The organism is Candidatus Eisenbacteria bacterium (assembly GCA_030017955.1).
Classification (GTDB): Bacteria; Eisenbacteria; RBG-16-71-46; order JASEGR01; family JASEGR01; genus JASEGR01.
Genome location: JASEGR010000006.1, coordinates 1 through 25589 on the forward strand (window position 1 = coordinate 1; position 25589 = coordinate 25589).

The window sequence follows — 25589 nt, forward strand, 5'->3', positions numbered from 1 at the left end:
AGCTTTTTCATGACTTTTCGCCTCCTTTCCTTGGAATTCCTGGTGCATCGAGCACGAACAAAGTCACCATCACTAGAAAAGAACGACCTTCAGACTTTCACACACGGTTTCTTCCTCCTTGCGCCAATCACATGCTTCCAAGCTCACCAACTCAAGAATTTCTTCAACGCTTCCACCCCCCGAACCCTGCTCGCAGTCTCGTGGAGATTATTCTCTGTCTCACCTAAACATGGCCTTGATCTTGCCCCAGGTCTCTGTCTCGGCTGCCGTGCCAGGAGTGGAGCGAAACCTTACTTCCCACATATGCACTGCCAAGTTATACGGATAATTATGGTCGAGGATCCAGAAACCGACCCACGAACACGGAGGCAATTGGTACAAGGCACCGTTGGTACTCCCTGACGGATGCCATCGAGCTAGAGAACAAGAAGCCCAGAGTAACCATCCAGCAATATCTCCGTTATCGATGTAGCCCAGATTGCCCGTCCACGGAATAACAATCCCATTTAGATCTTCCCAGAAGGAGGGCCGCCAACTGTTTGAAAGGAAGAGATCTGTAGGCCCGAAGTCGTACGCCCCGCCGGCACCAATGCGCTCAAAAAGTGCCCGACCTGCACCACTATGGTCGTGACTGCAATCGCCATCAAACGTCTCAATCCCAGCTTGTGTATGACCTTCGACGAGGGCTAGGATCTCGTCCCAAGCATACGACAGTTCATAGTAAGTGCAATGGCTAACAAAGATTTGGCGGAAGAAATAAGGCCGCTCTTGCAGCTCGGTCTCAAAGCCAACAGGATCACGGTCATACCAAGTGTATCCATAGCCCAGGTTGTTCAGGGCCGTGATCGCTGCAGGAGGCCAGTTGTACGCATCATCAGTGTAAACAATTATCCCCCACCACGGCTCACCAACCTCGTGCTTACCAGGAGCCGGCCACTCCGGCGGGAATGGAGACAAACTGTTGGTATCTGCAAAAACTGAAAATGCCCACAGAATCATAATGGGCATCACTACCATCATTTTCTTCATCACGGTCACCCCCAAAACGAGGTTCCTCCGACCAACAAAGAAACCCTCCAACCGTCCACCCAACCGGCATACAACAACACTAGGAAATCATTTCTTTGGACCACCCCCTTTCAAAAAAAATACCCAGCTGGCATTTTAGATTCATCCAGACTGGGCACAAACTCCACAACCTCCTAAAGACCGCAAGGCAGCGGTTCTTCCCAAGACCGCGCACATCATACAGTGTAGTCATCCACGTGTACAGAGGTTTCTTAAGTCATTTTCTCCTCACCAAGATATAAAATATCTTGAGACATTATAGATAGGCAAAAACCTGGGAAACGAGGGATTTATCTCTTCGGAGACCTCTGAGCAGGCACAGACAGCTGGGATGGTTTCTCTCCGACCTCGACGAGTTGACTAAACGTCCTCCCAAGCCTCACAAAATCAATTCGTATTTTTCCCCCCGGTCTTGTCGAGGCCACGATTGAAGCAAATTCGTTCGGATTCTTCACCCGCTCTCCCGAGACTCCAATTATGACATCCCCTTGCCGGAGCCCCATCCTTTCGGCTGGGCTGCCAGGCAGAACATCGAGGATAAGGGCACCGGTTTCGTCTTCATCAATGTCCGGCAGGCCGACAGTGACCCCTTGCCTTGCAATATTGACTCCGAGAAAGCCCCGCGAGACCTTTCCAGAAGTCCTCAGTTGTTTTGCAACTTCGATCACTTTCTCTATCGGAACTGCAAATCCTGACTGCAAATCATCGCCCGAAACCAAGCCCCGGCCCACAGCGTTCGTAAGTCTTCCTGATGCAATACCCACAAGCTCGCCGTTCATGTTTATAACCGCTGCTCCGCTTGTGCCCGGCAGAAGTGAAGTGTCCAGCGGAAGAAGCTCCCCTCCGCCTGCTATCCTCACCCGCCGTGAGGGCCGAATCCTTCCCAGACAGGCGGACGAGCGGCCTCTGTAGCTACCGCCGACAACTACCACTGGCGATTCCTCAGCGAGTGAAGACGAATTGCCAAAGGAAGGTGAAGGAAGGCCTTCGAGCGAAACCTTGAGAAGCGACATGTTCGTGAGCTCATCGGTGCCGACTATAGTCGCGCTTACTTCCCGTCCGTCTGGAAGGAGGACGGAAACATCTCCCAGATCCCTTGCGAGCGTGGCGGTGGTCACAATATATCCATCAGAGTCAATGACAACCCCTGAGCCCACACTTTTCCATGCAGGGGGATAGCCCCTGCGTGCCGGAATTCCCACCCTGGCGAGCGGGCTCACTGTCCCTCCGGGTGAGCTCGAAAAAGGAGTTCCCTTAGTGGAGATCACCGTGACAACGTATTCCCTGCCGACTTTTATGATGTTCGATAGATCGCGGTCAGAGACTGCAGTCCTCAGTTTCGCAAATCCACACTCACAGGCAAAACATGACAGAGCCAAGATCAGAGCAATCGATAAGAGACCCGCTTTAGAACGTGACAGAGGCTTTTCCATCTCCCTCCTCATAGGAAACATAACTTTCGGGCCTGGCACCCTCGTCAGAAAGAACCCAATCGTCAAGAACAAGCTCGGCGTCTTGAGGCAATGATGAGCCGGCCTCAATGCGAGGGTGCGTATGGGAATAAACATGAGGATAGGCCGGGGCATCGGGCATTCTCGACGCTTCTCCGACGGTGGCAACAGGCGCGATCTTCGTCGGTCTCAAAGCTTCTGTTCCTCTCAGGACAAAGAAGACTGCCAGCGCAACGGACACGAAAGCACCAGCCAGCCGGAGCGGATAGGGGATGCCGAAAATCGTCCTCGGTTCCGCCACTTCTTCTTCGGCCAGCGCCCTGTGCCTGACTCTCTCGGCGAAGAATGGCGGAACAGTAATGCGCGGGAGAGAACGGAGAAGTGAAACCGATCTCTCAAACTCGTTCAGAGCAACTGCGCACTTCTCACAATTATCAATGTGGTCGCCAAGCTCCTTTCTCTCCTCGTTACTCAGCCAGTCTTCCAGATAGCCTGAAAAGAGTTCTTTTGCTTTCTTACAGTTCATATATCTCCTCTCTTCATGCGGGACTCCAGTCTGTTTCTCATGAGGAGGCGGGCTCTGTTTATTCTCGATCTCACAGTCCCGCCAGGTACATCAAGGACATCAGCTACCTCTTCATAGGAAAGACCTTCGATATCCCTCAACACCAAAGCCGCCCGGTATTTTGGAGGCAGTTTTGCGAGAACCCCTTGCACGATCTGTTCCAGCTCCCTCTGTTCCGCCAAATCGTGGGGAGATTGCGCTGGATCCCGAAATCCCGGAAACGAATCCCCCGAGTTTTCGTGAATCTCGTCAATGCTCAAATGCCTGGGTCTTCTTACCCTCCTCCTTATTTCATTCTTTGCAAGATTCAGCGCTATCGTATAAATCCAGGTGGAAAATCTGCTCCCCTTCCTGTATCTGGTTCTATGGCGATATATTCTCAAGAAAGTTTCCTGCGCAATCTCCTGCGCTGCGTCTCTGTCTCCTATGAACCTGGCAACCGTATTTATAATCCTGCCATCGTATCTTTCGACAAGAAGTTTGAAGGCACGGCCGGAGCCGAGGCCTACCTTCTCCATCAGCTCTTCGTCGGTCTCTTCCATCTGAGGAAGCTCTATGGGCCTCAACCCCTTCTCTGTCAATTCATCTTTCTCCTTCAACTCTCTTTACACCTCCCGCCCTGCAATGGTTCCCTCTCCGTAATATGTTATCCCGTTCTCCCGCCGGCTGCAAGGTGCTCTGTTAGGCGGCTCCCTTGTGCCCTGGGCCTATAGTGTCCGTGGCTTACAAAATGGTCGGGTCAACCCAGGGGGCAAACGTCCAAATCCGCACGCCAAACATCTTGACTTGGATTCGGGATTCTCATAAAGATTATCGGAACTTTGAACGGATGATGAATACAGACGTCAAAGCGCACAATTGTCTGGTGTCTCCTCCTAACGCCTTTTCATCGAGGAGGTAGCGATTGGAAAACAATAAGAAGAGTCCCCGGCCAAACACCGGCTTTGAGCCCTACATAAAGCCTGAGGAACGAATTCCTGAGGCAACGGTTAGGGCGGTGGTTTTGGGGGCGCTCCTGGCGGCAGTGTTCGGAGTAGCCAATGCTTATCTTGGGTTGAAGGTGGGAATGACCGTATCTGCCTCCATCCCTGCTGCAGTCATGTCGATGGCAATTCTGAGGGGAGTGTTGAGGACGGGGACTGTCCTTGAAAACAACATTGCGCAGACTATAGGCTCCTCCGGTGAGTCCCTGGCAGCGGGCATCGTCTTTACGGTTCCTGCTTTCTTTATTTGGAATGCGACAGTGGCCGGATTTCATCATGAGATCAGCTCATGGGAAATTTTCTTTCTATCTCTCATGGGAGGGTTTCTGGGAATACTCTTCGTGATACCCCTCCGGAGATATTTGATGGTGCGCGAGCACGGGAAGCTGAAATTCCCCGAAGGAACCGCTTGTGCTGAAATCCTAAAGGCCGGAGATGAAGGAGGGGCAAGAGCAAAGACCGTGTTCGCTGGAATTGGCCTGGGTGCGCTCTACAAAATATTGATGAGCGCAGTAAGGCTATGGCCGGAAATTCCTAATAATGACCTGCGTTTCTATAAAGGGGCCAACGTCGGTATAGATGCCACCCCGGCTTTGCTGGGAGTGGGATACATCATTGGTCCCCGCATTTCTGCTCTGATGCTCAGTGGAGCAGTCCTGGGATATTTGGGAATCTCACCCCTGATTGCCTGTATCGGAACCCATATCACTAGTTTCGTCCCGCCCGCGACTAAGTTAATCACCGAAATGACTCCAACGGAAATCAGAGACAACTATATCAAGTATCTCGGAGTCGGTGCAGTGCTCCTGGGGGGATTCATCAGTCTGTTCAAAGCGCTGCCGATAATCTTTCACTCCTTCGGAGTTGCCATCAAGGAGATATTCGGAAGAAAAGAAGAGGCCGTGGTGAGACCGAGGACGGATCAAGACCTTCCAATGTGGTTTGTCCTGGCGGGAGTTGCCGCGGCAATCATTGCCATCTGGCTTTACCCTGGAACGGGACTGCATCTCATCGGCACAGCATTGGTGGTCATTTTTGGTTTCTTTTTCGTGGTAGTAGCTGCAAGACTCGTCGGAATCGTTGGGAGTTCTTCATCCCCTGTTTCAGGCATGACTATCGCCACGCTTCTGGTCACCAGCCTGATTCTCCTGTCTTTTGGAGTCTCGGGCGTGGCCGGCATGGTCACGGTGATGTTCATCGGGACAATCGTCTGCATCGCAGTATGCATGTCCGGAGATATCTCGCAGGACTTGAAGACCGGATATTTATTGGGAGCGACTCCAAGGTCTCAGCAGCTCATGGAATTTGTCGGACTTATCGCACCGGCGATTTTCATGGGCTTCACGATTTTCCTCATGAGTAAATCTTTCGGGTTTGTGAAAGATGCCACGCATCCGACTCCACTTCTGGCACCGCAGGCGAACGTGATGGCTGCCATCGTGCGGGGGGTGATGACCGGGAATCTTCCCTGGATCTACATAGTCGTGGGGGCCATGCTCGCTTTGACTGTTGAGCTTCTGGGAATCTCTTCTTTGCCTTTTGCCATCGGACTCTATCTGCCCCTGGATCTATCGACTCCGATCATGGCCGGCGGCTTGATCTCCTGGATCGTTAAGAAGCTCTCCTCAGGCGAAGAGAATGCCAAGGAGAGGGAGGAGAAAGGAGTACTGTTTGGCTCCGGGCTGATTGCCGGCGATGCTCTGCTTGGAGTGTGCGTCGCCTTCGCGATCGCACTGTCATCGCGTTACAGGGCATACTATGAGGCCCACGAAACCGCGCCTCTTGCGGGGACCTATGCCTCCTGGCTGTCACTAGCGGCTTTTGCGGCCATTACGTTCTTGCTTTACAGGTCAACGCGGATAAAAGCAGCGAACAAATAGAAGAGTCGTCCCGTACGGGCTGAGCCCGGGTAATTGGGGACACCCATAACCGCGGGTGTCGCCAAATCTGGAATCTACGGGTCACTGAGTTTCTGGCAACAGTGCTGTCATCAGGTCATTCCGCATCCCCCGCTTTTACATATTCCCGTCTGAGGTGTCTATGTCAATGAATGTTGAACACTAACGCGATTGGGAGCTTCGAATGAAGCCCAGGGTAAAGTCTGGGCATTCCCCTTGACATAGAGTCAATAGGCTCTACTCTTATCTGTAAGAGAGGTGATCTTCCTATGACGAAATTAATGGACGTCGTGCTTCTTTCTCTTCTTGCGGCTCTCCTTCTGCTTGCGGGCTGCTATACAGTTCTCAAACACCCTGCCGCCTCAACAATTTCAGATGTTCAGCCTTACGGCGAACGCTGCTCCGACTGTCACCACGCCGGAATACCCGGCTACCATGACCCATTCTACTACGGAAGCTACAGGTACGGATGGTGGTCTTACTATGGGAGGCCGTGGTGGTACGACTATAACTACGAGCCGTACCGCCGGGGCTATCAACCCACCCCGCCCGTGACGGGGCAGAGACATCTCTGGCAGGATGATTCCGCGTCAAAGAAGAGCAGTGCAAGGCAGATGAAGTCTGAAGACCCGTCACCGGCAAAGGATACGCAGGACCAGAAGACTTCAAAGGAAAAAAAGGAAGAAAAGAAGCGCAATCTATGGAAGGACAAATAGGCTTGGATGAACCGGGTAGCTTGACTAGTCCCAGGCAATCATGGGGAGTTTAGGAATGCTGACGACTCTCGCAGGTCCGGTAACTCGATTGGCTCGGAGATACACCTTTCTTCTGACATCACTTGCGGTAATTCTGTGTCCGGCCACCTTGCTCGCGGCCTATCCCTCTCTTCCCGACATTCCGCTGGTCAACGACTACGGCGTCTTTGCAAGAGCTCAAGGGATGGGAGGAGCTCACGTGGCGGCATGCGAAGACATCTCAGCGCTTTTTTTCAATCCGGCCGGGCTTGCTCTCCTCAAGCGACCTGAGCTTGCCGTCGGCCTCAGCCATTTGACCTCCGAGATCTCCACTACTTGGTCAGGCAACACCCTGCTTTCTTCAGCTGGAGCTACGAGGCTCAATTCGCTGGGCATGGCTTACCCATTTCCTACTTTCAGAGGCAGCTTTGTCGTTGCGGGAGGTTATGGAAGGCCGAATAGCATGGACTATGATTATGCCAGAACTTCGGGTTCTGAGAATATCCTGGTGACTGAAAGAGGAGGGGCAGGACCGCTCGCCGGGGGGGTTGCCGTTGATGTCTCGCCGAACGTCTCGGTCGGAGGCTCTTTTCAGATCCTGTCGGGATCATCCAGAAGAACATTTCTCGACGAGTATCCGCTTGCGCCGGTCGAGAGTCTCTCAACTAGAGAGCGTATTGACGATTCGGATATAAGTGGATGGGGCCTTTCTCTTGGCGCCCTTTTCAAGGCCGGTAAGCCATTCAAGGCAGGAATCACGGTGCAGTTTCCCCAGCACTATTTCTTCGAAGGCACTCAGACCGTAACCGAAACTCGTCTGGGGCACGTCACGCAGGATTCGCTTAGCTCATACGAAGAGGTAAGGTTCGAGGATGAAATAACGCTTCCTTTTTCATTCAGCTCAGGGATAAGCTTTTCCGTTCCATACCTCACCCTGGCATTCGACGCAAGCTATACAGACTGGACAGAGCTTGACTACGCGGGACCCCTCAAGGTAGGAAACTTTTATGCTTATAAGCCCACAGTCGATCTCAGGTTCGGGCAGGAACTCACACTGCCGTGGCTTCCTGTCAGGCTGAGAGCCGGCTACGCTATTGAACCTATCTCCTACAAGCTTCTCCTGGGAGACGAAGCAACCATAGTCAAGGACAAGACCGTTTTCTCTGCAGGCGCCGGAATCATCCTTGAAGATTCGATCACCCTTGATGTGGCCTACACACAATCGTCTTTCGAGAGAGCAATAGCAGGATTCAGCGAGAAAGATACCGCAAAGAAGTTGTTCCTCTCCTTCGCCTACAGGTTCTAGCAGAGATTGAATGCTGTCTGGGGCCACCTCGCTACGTGGCGATGAACCCTGAGCTGGCTTTCGCGGGAGGGATGGGACACCCATCTTGGCGAGCAAGGTGGGGATACCCACCCCTTTAGAGGGTGGGAGGGGCAAGGATTCCCCGCCTGGCGAGCCGTAGATGGGTCATCCCGGAGCGGAGCCAGCCATGGTCATTCGCCATGCGTGATTCGACACTGCCGGACAGGACAGAAATAGGTGACTGTCACTATTTTAGTGGGGGGTGGCCTCGCGGATGAGGTGGAGGGCGATGATGTTTTTCTGAATCTGGTTCGTGCCTTCGTAGATCTGCGTTATCTTTGCATCCCTCATCATCTTCTCAACAGGATAGTCCTTCATATATCCATAGCCGCCGAGGATCTGCACTGCATCAGTCGTGACCTTCATGGCAACGTCGGAGGCGAAGAGCTTCGCCATGGCCGAGTCCTTACCTACATCACTTGCTCCCGAATCAATCATTCTGGCAGATGAATAGACAAGAGCCCGCGATGCCTCAACCTGTGTCGCCATGTCAGCCAGCATGTGCTGAATCCCCTGGAAGGACGATATGGGCTGACCGAACTGGACGCGTCTTCTGGCATAGTTGACGGCCTCATCAAGAGCCCCCTGGGCTATCCCGACCGCCTGGGCCGCAACGCCAGGCCTTGACTGGTCGAATGTTTTCATGGCCACTATGAATCCCATACCTTCCCTTGCGAGGAGGTTCTTCTTGGGAATCACGCAGTCCTGAAATGTGAGCTCCCTCGTCGCCGAGCTTCTGATTCCCATCTTGTTCTCCTTCTTGCCGAATCCGAAACCTGGAGTCCCCTTTTCGACAACGAAGGCACTTGCTCCCCGTGCACCTTTTGTTTTATCAGTCTTTGCAATAACAGTGTAGATCTCGGCCTCTCCTCCGTTCGTTATCCACTGTTTTGTTCCATTCAATATGTACTCGTCCCCTCTCTTCACGGCGGAAGTCTCTATTGCGGCGGCATCCGAGCCGGCATTGGGCTCTGTAAGCGCAAAAGCCGCCAGCTTCTCGCCTTTCGCTATCGGAGTAAGGTATTTCTTTTTCTTTTCCTCATCCCCGAAGAGAAGGATCGGGAATGCCCCGAGCGCCGAGGCAGCGTAGCATACTGCTACTCCCCCGCAGATTCTGCTCAGCTCCTCAGTCACAATGCAGAGCTCAAAGCAACCGCCATTCGTGCCACCGTATTCCTCCGGTATGTAGACCCCAAAGAGATCCGACTTTGCCAGCGTCTTCATTATGTTCCACGGAAACTCCCCGGTTTCATCCAGCTTCGCTCTCACCGGCAGGATTTCCTTCTCTGCTATCTCTCTGGCCAGGTTCTTGAGTGCCTTCTGGTAGTCAGTTAGAAAATAATCCACGGGTCTCTCCTTCTACGAGGTGAGTCTTCTGAGCTTTTCAAGGGCATCTCTCGCAGCTCTCTGCTCAGCTTCCTTCTTGCTCATGCCGCCGCCCTCGCCAAGCACCTCTCCATCAATAGATACGTCAACCACGAATTGCTTCTCGTGCTCAGGGCCTTGCTCAGACCTGACCCTGTAGCGCGGAGGAGTCTTGAATTCATCCTGAACGTACTCCTGCAGCATGCTTTTGAAGTTGGCATGTTCGAGGTCCTGCATGATCTTGCCTGAGTCCGTGAGAAGGTGCCGGGCAGCAAACCTTCGTGCAGCAGGAAGCCCCATCTCAAGATAGATCGCTGCAAAAAGAGCCTCAAAAGCATCGGCCAGGATCGATGAACGTTCCCTTCCCCCTGCGCTCTCCTCAGTCTCTCCAAGGAAAAGGTACTTCCCCAGTTTGAGCTTCCTGGCGCTTCTCACCAGGATCGGCTTCGAGACCAGGAGTGATTTCATCTTCGTCAGTGTACCTTCTCTCTCATGCGGATATTCCGAATACAGATGCTCGCTCACCAGAAAACCCAGGATGGAATCTCCGAGGAATTCCATCCTTTCGTTCGATGAGAACATCGTTCCGTCCTTATTGTACGCGTAAGACCGGTGGGTCAAAGCTTGCTTGAGGAGGGATTTGTTCTTGAACTTGAAACCCAGCAGCTTCTCGAACTCAAGAAGGACAGACGTGGATCGCGATTTGCTTTTCCTTGAGGCCTGTCCTGGCAACAGCTTCTCCTCTAATCTTTGAACTTTTTCACTGCAAGAGTTACGTTGTGCCCTCCAAAACCAAATGAGTTTGAAAGAGCAACTTCAACCGCATGCTTCCTTGCCACGTTGGGAACATAGTCAAGGTCACATTCAGGGTCCGGTTTCTCGTAGTTCACCGTGGGCGGAAGAACTGAATCCCTGATTGCCAGTACGCACGCAATGAGTTCAACTCCGCCAGCGGCGCCCAAAAGATGGCCCGTCATCGATTTTGTTGAACTCACGGCCACGCGGTATGCACTCTCGCCAAAGACCTTCTTGATAGCCGTGGTCTCGAACTTATCGTTCAGAGGGGTCGAGGTTCCATGCGCATTGATGTAATCGACATCTTCCGGTCTGAGGTGACCATCGCGCAGGCAGATTTCCATTGAACGGGCGGCGCCTTCACCGTCGGGAGAAGGTGCGGTCACGTGGTAAGCATCCGATGTGCTTCCGTAGCCGACAAGCTCAGCCAGAGGACGCGCACCTCGGTCCAGGGCGTGCTTGAGCTCCTCAAGAATTAGTATGCCGGCTCCCTCGCCCATGACAAAACCGTCCCTCTCGAGGTCGAACGGTCTGGATGCCTTTCCGGGTTCGCTGTTTCGAGTGGACAAGGCCTTCATGGCACAGAACCCGCCCACCGAAAGGGGAGTTATGGCAGCTTCGCAGCCGCCTGCAATGATGACATCCGCGTCCCCTCTCTCGATTATTCTCATGCCTTCGCCCACTGCATTAGCACCGGACGCGCAAGCAGACACCGGCGCGAAATTCGGTCCCTTGGCGCCAAACTTGATCGAAATCTGTCCTGGGGCCATATCGGCAATCATCAACGGTATGAAGAACGGGCTTACCCTGGATGGTCCCTTCGAGAGGAGCATGCTGTGCTGTTCCTCGAGAGTCCTAATGCCTCCGATGCCGGAGCCGACCAGAACGCCGAACCTCTCGCCATCAAGCTTTGAGAGCTCAAGCCCGGCTTCCTTCACGGCCTGGACGGCGGCCGCAAGACCGTACTGCACGAACAGGTCGGTCCTCCTTATCTCCTTTCTCTCCAGGTAGTTCTCGGGATTGAATCCCTTCACCTCTGCCGCAATCTGCGTCTCAAAGGCTGAGGGGTCAAACTTCGTGATCCGGGATACTCCCACCCGGCCGGCGACGGTACTATCCCAGAACTCGGAAACCTCAAGTCCAATAGGCGAGATAACACCCATCCCGGTGATAACCACCCTTTTCGTATCACTCTTCTCCATGCTTGCTCCACTACTCCTGGCCTCTACTTCGCCGCAGCATGGCTTCTCAGATACTCGATTGCGTCCTTTACGGTCTTTATCTTCTCGGCATCCTCATCTGGAATCTCAATGTCGAATTCCTCTTCAAGCGCCATTACGAGCTCAACCGTATCGAGGGAATCCGCACCGAGGTCGTCAACGAAGGACGCTTCCGGCGTAACCCGGTCAGCGGATACTGAAAGCTGCTCCATTATCAACTCTTTCACTTTCTCCTCACTGAATTCCATCTTGGGGGTCACCTCCTCTCAGTCGGCTGCAACTGATCGTATTGCGGTGGGCCTGATCAGGGACACGACAGGCCCCTATTCTCCATTGCCGGTAAGTTCTTCTTAGGGCAGGCATAGTATTACATGGCCCATCCGCCGTCAACATTCAATACCTGGCCTGTTATGTATGAGGCTTCATTCGATGCAAAAAAGAGGACGGCATTTGCCACGTCCTGCGGGGCTCCGGCCTGTCCTCCCGGAATCAGTCTAAACAGGTCCTCCCTGGCCTTTTCTGAAAGAGCTTGAGTCATCGGAGTATCAATAAAACCGGGCGCGATCGCGTTTACCGTGATTCCTCTTGAGGCCACCTCCTTGGCCACAGATTTCGTGAACCCGATTATTCCTGCCTTTGAAGCAGAATAGTTCGCCTGGCCCGCATTTCCCCTCATTCCGACTACGGACGTGATGTTCACTATTCTTCCGTATCTCTGCCTGGCCATCTGCTTCAACACCGCCCTTGTACAATTGAACGTTCCCTTCAGATTCACGTTTATCACCAGGTCCCAGTCCGACTCGCTCATCCTGAGGAGGAGCGAATCTCTCGTCACGCCGGCATTGTTGACGAGGATGTGGACCGGCGAGAAAGTGCGCTCTGCTTCCTCAGCCAGCCCTTCACTCTCTTCCGAACGGGATACGTCAACTTTACAGAAATGACCTCCAGTCCCTATCTTCTTGATCTCATCCGCTGTCCTCTGCCCCTCTTCCCCATTCATGTCGGCAACGACCACATTCGCACCTTCGCCGGCAAACGAAAGGCAGATTGCCTTACCGATTCCCTGGGCACCGCCCGTCACTATGACCGTTTTTCTCTCAATTCCGCTCATAGGAAAGACCTATGACAGTCATCACATTTTACTTGAGACAAACGTCTTAACTTTATCTAGTGTTTGAGATAATGAATCGGGAGTGTCCGTCGAATATACCTCGGCAGACCGGTCGATCGACCTCATGAGCCCCTTGAGCACTGTCCCGGGACCTGCCTCGACGAACACCTTAACTCCTTCGCCGGCCATACTCCTCATGGATTCTTCCCATCTGACGGGAGAAAGAAGCTGCTCTCCAAGGGAGCTCCTTATTTCCTCGGGCATGACAACCTCGGCCGCCGAGCAGTTCGCAATCACGGGGAAAGAAGCTTTCCTGATTTTGAACTGTAATAGTGCTTCTCTGAGCCCGGCCGCGGCGGACTCCATCAGTTCGGAATGGAAGGCACCGCTCACTTCCAGCTGCACGGCTTTCTTGGCTCCCCTCTCCTTGGCGAGAACCACTGCTCTCTCAACTGCGGGGATATCCCCGGAGAGAACCACCTGGCTCGGAGAGTTAAGATTCGCAAGAGAAAGAACTCCATCCCCTCTTGCCTCGCCGCAGAGAAGCTCGATCTCTCTAACCGGCATGCCGAGGATTGCGGCCATTCCTCCGGGCCGCTCAAGACCGGCCTCAAACATCAGCTCTCCTCTTCGTCTCACAAGGAGAAGGCCGTCCTCAAAACTCATCGCACCTGCGCAGACAAGCGCCGAGTATTCGCCCAAGCTGTGACCTGCGGCCAACGCAGGACGGATTTCCGCATCGAAGAGAAGCTGGCTCACGGCAATTGAGTGAATCAGAATTGCCGGCTGGGTGTTTACCGTCTTCCTCAGCTCCTCCTCAGGCCCTTCAAACGAGAGTTTCGCTATGTCAAAGTTCAGAATGTCGTTTGCCTTGTCGTAAAGCTCCCGGACACTGCGGAAAGTGTCATAGAGCGTCTTTCCCATTCCGACGTATTGCGACCCTTGGCCGGGAAAGAGAAAAGCCAGCTTTTCGCTTCCTGTTTCGCCTAGCATCTTATGACACACCCTCCCCAGGTGAACCCTCCTCCAAATGCAGCCAGCACGATGAGGTCTCCCTTTTTCACCCTGCCGCTCTTCCTGGCCTCATTTAGGGCCATGGGAATTGAGGCAGCAGAGGTGTTTCCGTATTTCTCAAGGGTGACAAGAACCTTGTCCATCGGAATGCCAAGCCTTTTTGCAGTCGCCTGAATGATCCTGAGGTTCGCCTGGTGCGGTATCAAGAGCGAGATTTCGTCTGCAGAAATGCCGGCCTTAGCTATGGCTTCCTCAGCTATATCACCCATGGCGCGCACCGCACTCTTGAAGACTTCATTCCCCTTCATCTTGAGGAAGTGAAGTCCATTCTCGACGCTTTCCTTGGATGCAGGAATTCTGGATCCCCCTGCAGGCAGCTCAAGAAGGGAACCAAGAGTCCCGTCACTTCCGAGGCAGATAGAGAGTATGCCGGCATCGTCTCCGCAGGGCCTGAGAACAGCAGCTCCCGCACCGTCGCCGAAAAGGACACATGTGTTCCTGTCATTCCAGTCTGTGATCTTTGAAAGTGTCTCGACGCCCACAACGAGGATCGTTTCAGCTTCTCCGGCTGCAATCATCACTCTTCCTATCGAGAGTCCATAGATGAACCCGGAGCAAGCAGCGCTTATGTCAAATGCACAGGCCTTGGAAGCGCCGAGAAGCTCCTGAAGGGTGCATGCCGCCGAGGGAAAAAGCCTGTCCGGTGTTATTGTCCCGACAATTATGCGGTCGATCTCCTCGGGCTTCATTCCCGCATCATCAAGTGCTTCGCGAGAAGCCGCGAAAGCCATGTCCGATGAGGCAGTCTTATCGTCCGCAATCCTTCTCTCCCTGATTCCTGTTCTCGTAACAATCCATTCATCAGTCGTATCCACCATTTTCTCCAGATCCTGATTCGTGAGGACCTTTGGAGGCGCATACGAGCCGGTTCCTGCTATTTTCGCATTCCTAAAAGCCTTCACCTGTCCCTCCGAAGACCTTAAGTTCCTTTCGGATATGATCGTTTACTCTGTTTTCAACTACTCTTGCGGCTACCTTGATAGCATTCATTATCGCTTTTGCAGAGGAACGTCCATGTCCTATTATGCAGACCCCGTTCACTCCGAGAAGAGGCGCTCCGCCGTATTCGGCATAGTCTAGCTGCTGCCGAAAACGCCTGAAAGCCGGCTTGAGGAGTGCAGAGCCCAGCCTGGCAATAACGCTCTTGGCTACCTGCTCGCTGATGGCAGAGCTCAAGAGGCCTTCGACGCTCTCAGCAACTTTCAACACGACGTTTCCAGTGAACCCGTCGCAGACCACTACATCTGCGCCGCCCCCGAAAATATCCGTTCCCTCGATGTTTCCAACAAAATTAAGACCGCTATGAGCCAGGAGCTTGTGGGTGTTCTGAGCCAGCTCGTTTCCTTTCGAACTCTCTTCACCTATGTTGAGAAGGCCGATTCTCGGTTCAGGTCTGTCCAAAATGAACTTCGCATATGTCCTGCCCATTACCGCAAACTGAAGGAGATGGGCGGGCTTGCAGTCTGAATTCGCACCAACGTCGAGAACGATGCACCCTCCCATTTTGTTTGGGAAAAAAGCCGCTATTGCCGGCCTCAAGGCATTCTCGAGTCTCCCAAGACAAAGCAAGGTCGTTGCCACAACCGCGCCAGTGTTTCCCGCGCTAACGAGCGCATCAAGCTCCCCTTCTTTCTGCATGTTTGCGCCAACTACAATTGAAGAAGCCTTCTTTGTCTTGAATGCGGCAATAGCAGACTCACCCATTTCAATCTGTTCCGGCGCATGAATGATCCTGAAGCGGTTCGGCTTCTCCCCGAACGATGCGATCTCCTTCTCTATGAGATTCTTGTCGCCAAGAAGGACGGACTCGAACCTTCCGTTCCCCTGTGCCAGAGCCTGGATGACGCCCTGGACTACCACACGAGGACCACTATCGCCCCCCATGGCATCGACTCCAATCCTGGGTATGCTTATCTCACTCTGATCAGGATCCATAGCTCGAAAGCCCTCTTGCTAAATCCGATTGGATTCCGGCGCATTTCCCGGGCTGCATCCGCGTTAGACTATCGCCCGGAGTCAGGTCTCTTTTCCGAAAACCACAACTTCATCATTATAGTAGCCGCAGTTCGGGCAGACCCTGTGAGGAAGCTTTGGCTGTCCGCAGTGTGAACAGGCTGAAAGCGTCGGAGGGGTAAGTTTCCAGTGAGTTCTTCTCTTATCTCTTCTCGTCTTGGAATGTCTTCTCTTAGGAAGCGCCATCCAGTTCTCCTCCTTCTCTACGCAGAAACTTTTCTAACGGTCTCCATCTTTCATCAGTCTCAGGCTTTGCACATCTGCAAGGTTCGTTGTTCAAATCAGCGCCACACTTCGGGCATATTCCCCTGCAATCCGGTCTGCAGAGCCTCTTGATCGGCAGCGAAAGCAATATGCTCTCCCGTATCTGATCGCCGATATCTATAGTCTTCCCATCATGAAAAGCAGTATACCTGTCGGGCTGCGCTTCATCAAGCTCAAGGCCGGAAACCGATGGTTTCTTGACCAGGCCGAAGATATGGAGAGCCACACTGAGGGGCCTTCTCAGCTCCGCGAGGCACCGTGAGCACTCATCAAGCAGCTCGCCTGATATAGTACCATCAATTACCACTTCCTCACCAGTCTTGACAAGGGAAACTTTAAGTCTCAGAGGTCCGGCGAAATTGGCAATCGAATGCTCTATGCCAAGGCCTGCTTGACTGTCCTCAATCTCCAGCGTGTTCAACCCTTCGTGCAGGTCTGCAATATGGATAGTCACCGGGCGGCCCTCATTGTTCCAGGGCTGAGCTTGATGACGCCGTCGGGGACCAGTACTTCCCTTCAAACTCACCCTCCAGGTACTTGTCTATGGCCCGCGCGGCTTTTCTTGCAGCCCCCATGGCCAGGATAACGGTGGCGCCGCCGGTTACAATGTCTCCACCGGCAAAAACGCCCTTCTTTGTTGTCTCACCTGTGGCGGGGTCAGCAACAATGCAGCCCTTCTTGTTCACCTCAAGTTTCTCAGTGGTCGATGGAACAAGCGGGTTCGGCCCCTGGCCTACAGCCACTACCACTGTCTGAACGTCAAACTCGGTCTCAGATCCCTTCACGGGGACAGGTCTTCTTCTTCCGCTGTCGTCCGGCTCGCCAAGTTCCATCCTGATGAGGCGGAGCGCGCGCACCCACCCGTCCGGGGTTCCAAGCACGTCAACGGGTGCGGCAAGGAAATGAAATTGTACACCCTCTTCCTGGGCATTCTCAACCTCTTCTTTTCTCGCGGGGGCCTCTTCTCTGGACCTTCTGTAAATGATATGGGATTCGGCTCCCAGCCGGAGAGCACACCTGGCGGCATCCATGGCAGTATTGCCCGCGCCGATAACCGCAACCTTCTTCCCGACCACTACCGGCGTATCGTAGTCCGGGAAGAGGTACGCCTTCATCAAGTTCACCCGCGTAAGGAACTCGTTGGCAGAGTAGACGCCGTTCAGATTCTCTCCCGGGACACCCATGAAATAAGGGAGCCCGGCACCTGTCCCGACGAAGACAGCATCAAAACCGTCCATCAGGAACTCATCCAGGAGTCTCAGTCTTCCCACCACAAAGCTCTTCTCAATCTTGACGCCGAGCTTTCTCAAATAGTCCACCTCGGCCTCAAGAACTGCCTTTGGCAGCCTGAACTCGGGAATTCCATACCTCAGTACCCCGCCTATACTATGGAGTGCTTCGAAGATGGTCACATCATGCCCCATCTTGGCAAGGTCACTGGCAATTGTAAGGCCTGCAGGACCCGAGCCCACCACAGCAACTCTCTTTCCGCTCGGAGCAGGCAACTTCGGAACTTCCACATTTCCGATTCTTCTCTCGTAATCAGCCGCAAACCTTTCCAGCCTCCCGATGGCTATCGGATCGCCTTTTCTTCCGACTAAGCAGACTTTCTCACATTGGTCCTCCTGCGGGCATACCCTTCCACAAATCGCGGGAAGGCTGTTCTTCTCTTTGAGCTTCCTGGCTGATCCGAGAAAGTCTCTCTGCTGTATGAGCCGTATGAAACCGGGAATGTCGATCTCAACGGGACAGCCATCAATGCAAAGCGGCTTCTTACAGTCTATACACCTCACCGCTTCGACCACCGCCTCTTCATCAGTGTAACCGAGAGCGACTTCCTTGAAATTCTTCGACCTGAGCAAGGGGTCCTGCCTCGACATCTTCTGTCTCTCAAGAATAAGTTTCTTCTTGGGCTTGTCGGAGTTCATCTAGCTGTGAACCGCCTGTTTCTTCGTAAACTCTTCAAGAGAACGTTTCTCATCTGCAAGGTACATTTTGAGCCGTCCGATCATGAGGTCGAAATCAACCTCATGGGCGTCGAAATCCGGGCCGTCCACACAGGCAAACTTGGTTTTACCGCCAACGCTCACCCTGCAGGCCCCGCACATGCCGGTCCCATCCACCATGATTGAGTTGAGGCTGACCAGCGTCTTTATGCCGTACGGCCTTGTGACCTCAGCCACAGCCTTCATCATGACTACAGGTCCGACTGCCATCACGAGGGAAATTGGCTTCCCCCGGTCGATTATCTTTCTGAGTTCATCTATCACGAGTCCCTTAACGCCGTACGAACCGTCATCAGTCGTTATCAAGAGCTCATCACTTGCAGCTCTCATCTCATCTTCCAGGATGAGCAGGGACTTCGTCCTTGCTCCAATGATCGAGATGCAGTAGTTGCCCGCCTCCTTGAAAGCCCTGGCAACAGGATATTCCTCCGCTATCCCTATCCCTCCGCCGATGCAGACCACAGTTCCGTATTTCTTTATCTCGGAAGGCTTCCCGAGCGGCCCGACAACGTCGGCAAGCGAATCTCCCTTCGAGAGCGTCCCAAGGTGCACCGTGGTCTTCCCCACTTTCTGAAAGATCAGGGTCAGAAGCCCGTCACGAGCGTCAACGATCGTGAGAGGGATTCTCTCTCCCTTCTCGTCAATTCTGATGAGAACGAACTGTCCCGGAAGCGCCTTCGATGCAATCAGCCCTGCCGTCACCTTGATGAGGCAGATTGTCTCATGCAGGTCTTTTTTCTCAACTATCTCAAACAAGTTTCAACCCTCCCGGAGAAGAACTCAATCTCTTCGCTTGCCGTACCGCTCGAATCAGATGCATGGACCGAGTTTCTCTGCTTGTCGACTCCAAACCTCTCCCTGATTGTTCCCGGAGATGCCTGGCTGGGATCCGTCGAACCCACGAGCTTTCTCAATTTCTCCACCGCCCCGTTTCCCTCCAGCACGCAGACAACACACGGCCCGCTTGACATATACTTCACAAGACTATCGATGAACGGTTTTCCCTCATGCACCTTGTAGAACCTTCTCGCATCCGGCTCACTGAGCCTCAGCATTGACATGCTCAGAATGGAGAAACCGCCGCTTTCCACAGAGGAGAGAATCTGACCGATAAGGTTCCTCTCGACTGCGTCAGGTTTGATTATGAGGAGTGTCCTCTCAACCCCCACAGACTTCCCTTCCAAGCTCAGATCCAAGCTCCAGCGCGCGCCTGTTGAGATCGAGGCTCTTCTTTGGAACGCGCCCCTCAACGGCCTTGAGAAGAGCATCTCTTGATACAATTCCGGTGACTTCTCTCAACACCCCAAGGGAAACGACATTCGTTGCAACTTCGGTCCCAAGCCTTTCTCTCGTAAGTCTCTTGAGAGGTATCTTCACTATTCTTTGGGTTGCCTCGGGAAATTCCTTTATTGTCGTTGTGTCAGCGATAACAGTCCCGTTCTTCTTCACACGCGGCAAATAGCTCTTTAGCGACTCTGGCGTTAGGCAGAGAAGGAAGTCCAGGAATGTGACTTTCGGCGTGTCGATTTCCTCAGACGAGATTATCACGTCCGATGCGCTCTTCCCGCCCCTTGCCTCAGGCCCGTAATTCTCAGTCTGGGCAACCATTTTGCCGTCGAAGACGAACGCCGCCTCGGCCAGGATGACCCCTGCCAATATAAGTCCCTGGCCGCCCTCACCGCTCAATCTGACAGCCACCTCTGAACCTGCGGGCAGAGAACCAGAATTCCTGCCCGGGTGAGAATCTATTCCTGTCTGCTTAGGATTCACTTTTTGCCCCTCCGGTCTTTCCCCCGAGTCTCTCAATGAGTTTGTCGTACTCATCCACGTATTCCGGCGCATCCTTTTGGAAAAGAACGCCGGTGGAAAACTTGCTGTTCTTCTCTTCCGGTGGAAGCTTCTGCCAGCTCTGAATGGGAACTGCATGCTCTTTCTGCCACCGGAGCATATCAATCTGAGACTTGAAATCGTTGTATCTTCCGTACACGGTGTAGCAGTTGGATACGGCCTCTATGAGAGAGAATCCTCGCTTCTTGATTCCTCCTGCAATCAATGTCTCCAGTCTTCTCGCATTGTAGACAGCTTCTCTCGCCACGTAAGTTGCGCCGGATGCCCTTGCAAGGTCGCAGATATCAAAAGGTGGCTCAATGTTTCCGTGACGGGCAGTGCTTCCGGAAGAACCCTGCGGCGTCGTAGGAGAGTACTGTCCTCCGGTCATACCGTATGTCTCATTATTCACAACAATCGCCGTCAAATCTATGTTTCTTCTGGCTGCGTGAATGAAATGGTTTCCACCGATGGCGATGGCATCCCCGTCACCCATGATTACGACGACGGTAAGCTCGGGCTTTGCGAACTTTATTCCTGTGGCAAATGCAATCGCTCTTCCGTGCGTGGTATGAAGTCCGCAGAAGTCAAGATAGACCGGCATTCTTGACGTGCAGCCGATTCCGGAGACGACGACGATCTTGTTTCTGTCTATTCCAAGACTGTTCACCGCTCTCAGAAAGGCTCCCATGACTATCCCCACACCGCACCCAGCGCACCACACGCTGGGAAATCTCTTGTGAGGCCTTAGGTAACCTGTCACAACTTTTGTAACCGGGGCTACTGGCATATTTAACCTTTCGTTATCGCCTCCAGAATCTCTTCCGGATCGAAAAGTTCACCGTCGACTTTGGAAAGTCTGGTCACCTTTGTCTTTCCCGCTACTGCCCTCTCAACCTCTCTTACAGCTTGTCCCATGTTGAGCTCGGGCACAAGTATCTCTCTCACGTGCGAACCGAGGTTCCTGAGCTCATGTTCAGGGAAAGGCCAGACAAGTCTCGGCCTCAAGAGGCCGGCCTTTATCCCCTTTTGCCTCGCAAGTGTGACCGCTCTCTTTGCCACTCTTGCGCTGCAGCCATATGCAAAGACGACGAAATCCGCATCATCCATAAGGAAACTGTAGGAAGACGCGTACTTCTTCGAGACCATGTCCATTTTCGAGACAAGCGCTCTTATGTTGGCATCAATCTCGTTAGGTTTGAGGGTTGAGAATCCCCTCTCGTCATGAGTGAGTCCAGTAATGTGGTATCTGTAGCCTTCTCCGAAGTTCGCAAGCGGTGTTATCTCGCCGGGTCTTCTCCTGAACGGGATATAGTCTTCGGGTTTCTCTTTTGGTTTCATCCGCTCGACAACGTGCAGATTGTCAAACAACGACAGGTCAACCCCTTCTCTCACGTGCCCTATGACTTCATCAAGGAGGACAACTGTCGGCATCCTGAACTCTTCAGAGATATTGAAAGCGGTTACCATGAGCTCCACGGTTTCCGCCGCAGACCACGGCGCTACGGCCGCAATCGGATGATCGCCATGGCTTCCCCACATGACCTGCATGAAATCGCCCTGAGAAGGAAGGGTCGGAAGTCCCGTTGACGGCCCGCCCCGCTGGACATCGATGAAAACGCAAGGAATCTCCGCCATCCCTGCGTACCCTATGGTCTCCTGCATCAGTGAGAAGCCCGGGCCGCTCGTCGCGGTCATGGCCTTCGCACCGGCAATGGAGGCCCCAATGATGGCGGAGGCCGAGGCAATCTCATCCTCCATCTGAATGAACTTCCCTCCTAGTCTGGGCAGCACGCCCGAAACATACTCTGCGATTTCAGACGATGGAGTGATCGGATAGCCGGCAAAGAAGGTGAGACCCGCCCTCACCGCCCCCTCAACACAGGCTTCGTTTCCCTGGATTAGTTTTGGTTTCATTTTCAGTCCGCCACCTTTTCTACTGTTATTGCAAAGTCAGGACACCTGAGCTCGCAGAGTTTACAGTCGTTGCATTTCGAAATCGCAACCACGACCGGGAAACCATCGTCTCGCGGCTCGAGCACTTTTGTCGGACAGAACTCTATGCATATCCCGCAGCTCTTGCAGCATGTTTCCGAGATTCTTATTGTTATCTTCCCGTTTTCAAAGACAAGGAATCCACCCTCTTCTTTTGCGTGGGTGTCTTCATCGTGGTGTTCCATGCTCTCTCTACGGAGAGACCCCGCCTTTTCTACGTCCTCTTTCTCCATCGCTATTTCCTTCCACCCTTTCTGGAAAGTGCCTCTTTCACAAGCGGGTTTATCTCTGAAGGAGTCTCTGCCACTCTGCATCCCGCAGCCCTCAGAGCTTCAAGCTTCTCTTTGGCAGTTCCCGACCCTCCGGAGACTATTGCCCCCGCATGCCCCATTCTTTTTCCAGGCGGAGCAGTCTTACCTGCGACAAACCCGACGACCGGCTTTGACAGCTTTTCCTTGATGAACCTGGCTGCATCTTCTTCGTCGGAGCCGCCAATCTCACCGATCAGAACTATGGCCTTGGTCTCGTCATCTTTCTCAAACAGGGTCAGCACATCCACAAAATTCGTCCCTGGGACAGGGTCCCCGCCGATTCCCACACAAGTCGTCTGTCCGATTCCTGCCCGGGTGAGATTGCTCACTACTTCATACGTCAGAGTTCCGCTTCGGGAGACTACGCCTACCGGCCCCGGGGAGTGGATCTCGCCGGGCATGATTCCGACTTTGCACTTCCCGGGAGAAATTATTCCCGGGCAGTTGGGTCCTATCAACCGTATGCCGCGCTCGCTCATGTACTCCGCCGCCTTCACCATTTCAAGCGTTGGGACTCCCTCCGTGATGCATACTATAAGCTCAATCCCGGCGCCGCACGCCTCATAGATGGCATCGGGCGCAAAAGAAGCCGGGACATAGACGCAAGATGTGTTGGCTCCCGTTTTCCTTACTGCTTCCACCACAGAGTCGAAAACCGGGATGTCCTGAACCGATGTCCCGCCTTTCCCCGGCGTGACTCCGGCAACCACTTTCGTTCCGTACTCCTTCATCTTTAACGCATGAAAAGAACCGTCTCTTCCTGTTATTCCTTGCACAACGAGTTTCGTGTTGTTTCCGACGAGTATGCTCAAGAGGCCACCCCCCTTGCTTTCGCCACCACGTCCTTCACTCCTTCATCCATAATCGTTGTTGACCGAAGCCCCTTTTCCGAGAGAATCTTCCGCGCCGCGTCCTCGTTGGTCCCGGTCAGCCTTATCACGATCGGGATATCAGTCTTCACCGTCTTGAGCGATTCCACGAGCCCCAGGGCAACATCATCGCACCTCGTAATGCCTCCAAAGATGTTGAAGAAGATTGCCTTCACGTTCTTGTCCGAAAGTAGAATTCCCATCGCCGCTTTTACCTTGTCAGGGTTGGAGCTTCCGCCGATATCAAGGAAGTTCGCGGGCTCCGCACCGAAGTGCTTTATGAGGTCCATGGTAGCCATTGCGAGTCCGGCTCCATTTACAACACAGCCCACGTTTCCGTCAAGCTTGACATAGCTCAAACCCTTCTCCCTGGCAACGGCCTCGTTTTTGTCTTCGCCGTCCTTGTCCCTCAGGAGCTCAAGCTCGCCATGCTTGAAGAGCGCGTTGTCGTCAAGATTCACCTTGGCATCAAGTGCGATCACGTCGCCGCTCTTTGTGAGCACAAGAGGATTTATCTCCGCAAGAGATGCGTCACATTCAAGGAATAGTCTCCAGAGCTTTGGGACGACAGAGGCTATCTTCAGAGCCACACTCTTGTCCTTCTCAATTCCAAAAGCGATTTCCCTTGCCTGGAATTGAAGGAGCCCGTTCCACGGATCAAAATGAAGTCTGAGAATCTTCTCCGGAGTCCGCCTCGCAACTTCCTCGATTTCGATCCCGCCTTCAGCGCTCGCCATCACAAGCGGAAGTCTTTTTCTCCTGTCAACAAGAATCCCGAGATAGTACTCCTTTGCGATGTCCAGGCTTTCGGCAACAAGAAGCTTCCTAACCGGAAGGCCCTTGATCTGCATGCCCAGAATGGCCGCGGCATTCTCACCGACTTCATCAGGCGTACGCGCGAATTTTATTCCGCCTGCTTTGCCCCTTCCTCCGACAAGCACTTGTGCTTTTAGCACAACCGGAAATCCGATCTTGGCGGCGGCGCTCTTCGCTTCTTCCTTCGAAGAAGCAACAACGCCTTTTGGCACCGGAATACCGGACTTCGCGAAAAGCTCCTTTGCCTGATACTCGTGAATGTTCATTTGTTCACTCCGCTCCTTATCCGTGAGACAAAACCATGAACCACCTCTCTCAGGTCCGGCTTTCCCTTCTCCCTGACGTCGTACCTTGCTCTTACCGACGGTTTCTTGACATTTATCATTCTTCTCAAGTCAATGGGTGTGGCAACGAGCACAGAATCACATGAACAGGAGTTCACCGTCTCCTCAAGATCCTTGATCTGTGATGCAATGTACCCCAAGGCGGGAAGCACAGGCCCGATGTGTGGAAACTTCTTGAAGACCTCTCTTAGCTCGCCCCTGGCGAAGGGCCTCGGATCTACAATCTCGCTGGCCCCTAAGTTCTTCGCTGCGATGTAACCTGCCCCAAACGGCATTTCACCATGAGTAATAGTCGGTCCGTCTTCGATAACAAGAACCCGTTTCCCCTGGATGAGCGAAGGCGAATCAACGCTAATCGGAGATTCGGTCTCAACGAAAATGCAGGTCGGATTCACGGACCTCACGTTCTTTTTGACGGTGGAGATATCCTCTGCCTTCGCAGTATCCACCTTGTTTATTACAACAACATCAGCAAGTCTAACGCTGGTTTCACCTGCATGATATCTCAGCTCATGTCCGGCCCTGTGAGGGTCTGCCACAACAAGCTGAAGCCAGGGTTTGAAGAATGACAAATCATTGTTTCCACCGTCCCACAAGAGAAAGTCAGCCTCCTTCGAGGCTGCGTTCAGGATTTCTCCGTAGGCAACTCCGGCGAAAACCACTACTCCCTTCTCGATGTGAGGTTCGTATTCCTCTCTCTCTTCAATCGTACAGTTATGCCGGTCGAGATCCTCAAATGTCTCAAACCGCTGAACGCCCTGCTTGGTAAGGTCTCCGTACGGCATCGGATGACGCACAACCACCACCTTGTGGCCGTCTTCCCTCAGAATCTCCGCCACCCTTCTTGTGACCGCGCTTTTTCCGCATCCGGTTCTCACGGCAAGCACCGATATGACCGGGACCTTGCTCTCAAGCATTGTCTCAGACGTGCCTATGATTGAAAAGCACGCGCCAAGCGATAAGATAAGCGACGCCTTGTGCATCACGTATTCGTGAGAGACATCGCTGTACGCAAAGACGACCTCCATGACACCGTTATCCTTGACAAGCGATGGAAGTTCTTCCTCCGGGTGAATCGGAATGCCGCGGGGATAGAATCCCCCCGACAAAGAAGGCGGATAGACCCTTTTGTCAATGTGGGGAATCTGGGTCGCAGTGAACGCAACGACTTCGTACTGCTCCTTGTCCTTGAAGAAGAGATTGAAATTGTGGAAATCCCTTCCCCCTGCTCCCATGATGATGACTTTTCTTCTCTCCACGACCATGCTCCCTATTTCTTCACCGGATTCTCGCTCCTCGCCAACCTCTCCCCACGGGGAGAGGATTGAGGTGAGGGGATTTGATGAATTAAGTCGCCACGCCGCCGTCCCCTTGTGCAAAACAGCACCTGAGCAGGAGCCCCTGGCGAATCCCAATCACAAAAAAAGGGCATCCGGCGACAGAATTGCCCCCTCTATCCCCTTGCGAATAGGCCTACCTTTGCCTACCCCAATAGCTTACACATGAACTACGCT

Annotated in this window: 27 protein-coding genes; 3 read left to right on the top strand and 24 right to left on the bottom strand. The window is 53.3% G+C overall.

Annotated elements, in window-relative coordinates; all coding sequences use genetic code 11:
- Positions 1-219: 219 nt before the first annotated feature.
- From QME66_01555 to QME66_01570, 4 genes are all read right to left on the bottom strand, one after another.
- On the bottom strand, positions 220-1032 hold the full coding sequence (locus tag QME66_01555; GenBank protein MDI6807651.1) for a hypothetical protein: 813 nt from the start codon (positions 1030-1032) through the stop codon (positions 220-222).
- Positions 1033-1358: 326 nt separating this feature from the next.
- Positions 1359-2501, bottom strand: a complete 1143-nt coding sequence (locus QME66_01560) for a trypsin-like peptidase domain-containing protein (GenBank protein MDI6807652.1) — start codon at positions 2499-2501, stop codon at positions 1359-1361.
- Positions 2476-3045, bottom strand: coding sequence for a zf-HC2 domain-containing protein (locus QME66_01565; protein ID MDI6807653.1), 570 nt, complete (start codon positions 3043-3045; stop codon positions 2476-2478). The genes QME66_01560 and QME66_01565 overlap by 26 nt, the downstream gene beginning before the upstream one ends.
- Positions 3042-3665, bottom strand: coding sequence for a sigma-70 family RNA polymerase sigma factor (locus tag QME66_01570; protein MDI6807654.1), 624 nt, complete (start codon positions 3663-3665; stop codon positions 3042-3044). The genes QME66_01565 and QME66_01570 overlap by 4 nt, the downstream gene beginning before the upstream one ends.
- A gap of 323 nt (positions 3666-3988) precedes the next feature.
- Here QME66_01570 and QME66_01575 point away from each other — a divergent pair, with 323 nt between their 5' ends.
- From QME66_01575 to QME66_01585, 3 genes are all read left to right on the top strand, one after another.
- Entirely contained in the window at positions 3989-5947 is a 1959-nt protein-coding gene (locus QME66_01575) for an oligopeptide transporter, OPT family (protein MDI6807655.1), read from the top strand.
- A gap of 287 nt (positions 5948-6234) precedes the next feature.
- Entirely contained in the window at positions 6235-6681 is a 447-nt protein-coding gene (locus tag QME66_01580; GenBank protein MDI6807656.1) for a hypothetical protein, read from the top strand.
- 55 nt (positions 6682-6736) lie between these two features.
- Positions 6737-8005, top strand: a complete 1269-nt coding sequence (locus QME66_01585) for an outer membrane protein transport protein (protein ID MDI6807657.1) — start codon at positions 6737-6739, stop codon at positions 8003-8005.
- Positions 8006-8257: 252 nt separating this feature from the next.
- On the opposite strand, the gene QME66_01590 is transcribed toward QME66_01585, so the two are convergent.
- The 20 genes from QME66_01590 to QME66_01685 form a co-directional block, all read right to left on the bottom strand.
- Positions 8258-9412, bottom strand: a complete 1155-nt coding sequence (locus tag QME66_01590) for an acyl-CoA dehydrogenase family protein (protein MDI6807658.1) — start codon at positions 9410-9412, stop codon at positions 8258-8260.
- Between the two features lie 12 nt (positions 9413-9424).
- Positions 9425-10162 carry a ribonuclease III gene (rnc, locus tag QME66_01595; GenBank protein ID MDI6807659.1) on the bottom strand — a complete coding sequence of 246 codons (738 nt, stop codon included), beginning with the start codon at positions 10160-10162 and terminating at the stop codon, positions 9425-9427.
- 11 nt (positions 10163-10173) lie between these two features.
- Entirely contained in the window at positions 10174-11427 is a 1254-nt protein-coding gene (fabF, locus tag QME66_01600) for a beta-ketoacyl-ACP synthase II (protein ID MDI6807660.1), read from the bottom strand.
- Between the two features lie 23 nt (positions 11428-11450).
- A complete protein-coding gene (gene acpP / locus QME66_01605) occupies positions 11451-11693 on the bottom strand; it encodes an acyl carrier protein (GenBank protein ID MDI6807661.1) in 243 nt (80 codons plus the stop codon).
- A 119-nt stretch (positions 11694-11812) separates the two neighbouring features.
- A complete protein-coding gene (gene fabG, locus QME66_01610) occupies positions 11813-12556 on the bottom strand; it encodes a 3-oxoacyl-[acyl-carrier-protein] reductase (GenBank protein MDI6807662.1) in 744 nt (247 codons plus the stop codon).
- Between the two features lie 21 nt (positions 12557-12577).
- On the bottom strand, positions 12578-13549 hold the full coding sequence (gene fabD, locus QME66_01615; protein ID MDI6807663.1) for an ACP S-malonyltransferase: 972 nt from the start codon (positions 13547-13549) through the stop codon (positions 12578-12580).
- Positions 13543-14532, bottom strand: coding sequence for a beta-ketoacyl-ACP synthase III (locus QME66_01620; GenBank protein ID MDI6807664.1), 990 nt, complete (start codon positions 14530-14532; stop codon positions 13543-13545). The genes fabD and QME66_01620 overlap by 7 nt, the downstream gene beginning before the upstream one ends.
- The gene (plsX, locus tag QME66_01625) at positions 14519-15565 is read right to left on the bottom strand and encodes a phosphate acyltransferase PlsX (GenBank protein MDI6807665.1); all 1047 of its coding nucleotides are present in this window, start codon (positions 15563-15565) and stop codon (positions 14519-14521) included. The genes QME66_01620 and plsX overlap by 14 nt, the downstream gene beginning before the upstream one ends.
- An 81-nt stretch (positions 15566-15646) precedes the next feature.
- On the bottom strand, positions 15647-15829 hold the full coding sequence (gene rpmF, locus QME66_01630) for a 50S ribosomal protein L32 (GenBank protein MDI6807666.1): 183 nt from the start codon (positions 15827-15829) through the stop codon (positions 15647-15649).
- On the bottom strand, positions 15816-16361 hold the full coding sequence (locus QME66_01635; protein ID MDI6807667.1) for a DUF177 domain-containing protein: 546 nt from the start codon (positions 16359-16361) through the stop codon (positions 15816-15818). Before QME66_01635 ends, rpmF begins: the two co-directional genes overlap by 14 nt.
- Before the next feature lie 10 nt (positions 16362-16371).
- A complete protein-coding gene (gene gltA / locus QME66_01640) occupies positions 16372-17835 on the bottom strand; it encodes an NADPH-dependent glutamate synthase (GenBank protein ID MDI6807668.1) in 1464 nt (487 codons plus the stop codon).
- Positions 17836-18669 (bottom strand): sulfide/dihydroorotate dehydrogenase-like FAD/NAD-binding protein, encoded by an 834-nt coding sequence (locus tag QME66_01645; GenBank protein ID MDI6807669.1) that lies wholly within the window; start codon positions 18667-18669, stop codon positions 17836-17838. It lies immediately after the preceding gene.
- Positions 18657-19082 carry a nucleoside-diphosphate kinase gene (ndk, locus tag QME66_01650; protein MDI6807670.1) on the bottom strand — a complete coding sequence of 142 codons (426 nt, stop codon included), beginning with the start codon at positions 19080-19082 and terminating at the stop codon, positions 18657-18659. The genes QME66_01645 and ndk overlap by 13 nt, the downstream gene beginning before the upstream one ends.
- Complete coding sequence (locus QME66_01655) at positions 19072-19683, bottom strand: 2-oxoacid:acceptor oxidoreductase family protein (GenBank protein ID MDI6807671.1); 612 nt, start codon at positions 19681-19683, stop codon at positions 19072-19074. The genes ndk and QME66_01655 overlap by 11 nt, the downstream gene beginning before the upstream one ends.
- Positions 19673-20530: a 2-oxoacid:ferredoxin oxidoreductase subunit beta gene (locus QME66_01660; protein ID MDI6807672.1), complete on the bottom strand. Its 858-nt coding sequence runs from the start codon at positions 20528-20530 to the stop codon at positions 19673-19675. The genes QME66_01655 and QME66_01660 overlap by 11 nt, the downstream gene beginning before the upstream one ends.
- Positions 20531-20532: 2 nt before the next feature.
- Entirely contained in the window at positions 20533-21657 is a 1125-nt protein-coding gene (locus tag QME66_01665) for a 2-oxoacid:acceptor oxidoreductase subunit alpha (protein MDI6807673.1), read from the bottom strand.
- 2 nt (positions 21658-21659) lie between these two features.
- Positions 21660-21920, bottom strand: coding sequence for a 4Fe-4S binding protein (locus tag QME66_01670; GenBank protein ID MDI6807674.1), 261 nt, complete (start codon positions 21918-21920; stop codon positions 21660-21662).
- A gap of 50 nt (positions 21921-21970) precedes the next feature.
- The gene (gene sucD / locus QME66_01675; GenBank protein MDI6807675.1) at positions 21971-22858 is read right to left on the bottom strand and encodes a succinate--CoA ligase subunit alpha; all 888 of its coding nucleotides are present in this window, start codon (positions 22856-22858) and stop codon (positions 21971-21973) included.
- A complete protein-coding gene (gene sucC, locus QME66_01680; protein ID MDI6807676.1) occupies positions 22855-23997 on the bottom strand; it encodes an ADP-forming succinate--CoA ligase subunit beta in 1143 nt (380 codons plus the stop codon). The genes sucD and sucC overlap by 4 nt, the downstream gene beginning before the upstream one ends.
- A complete protein-coding gene (locus tag QME66_01685; protein ID MDI6807677.1) occupies positions 23994-25340 on the bottom strand; it encodes a cyclic 2,3-diphosphoglycerate synthase in 1347 nt (448 codons plus the stop codon). Before QME66_01685 ends, sucC begins: the two co-directional genes overlap by 4 nt.
- Between the last annotated feature and the right edge of the window lie 249 nt (positions 25341-25589).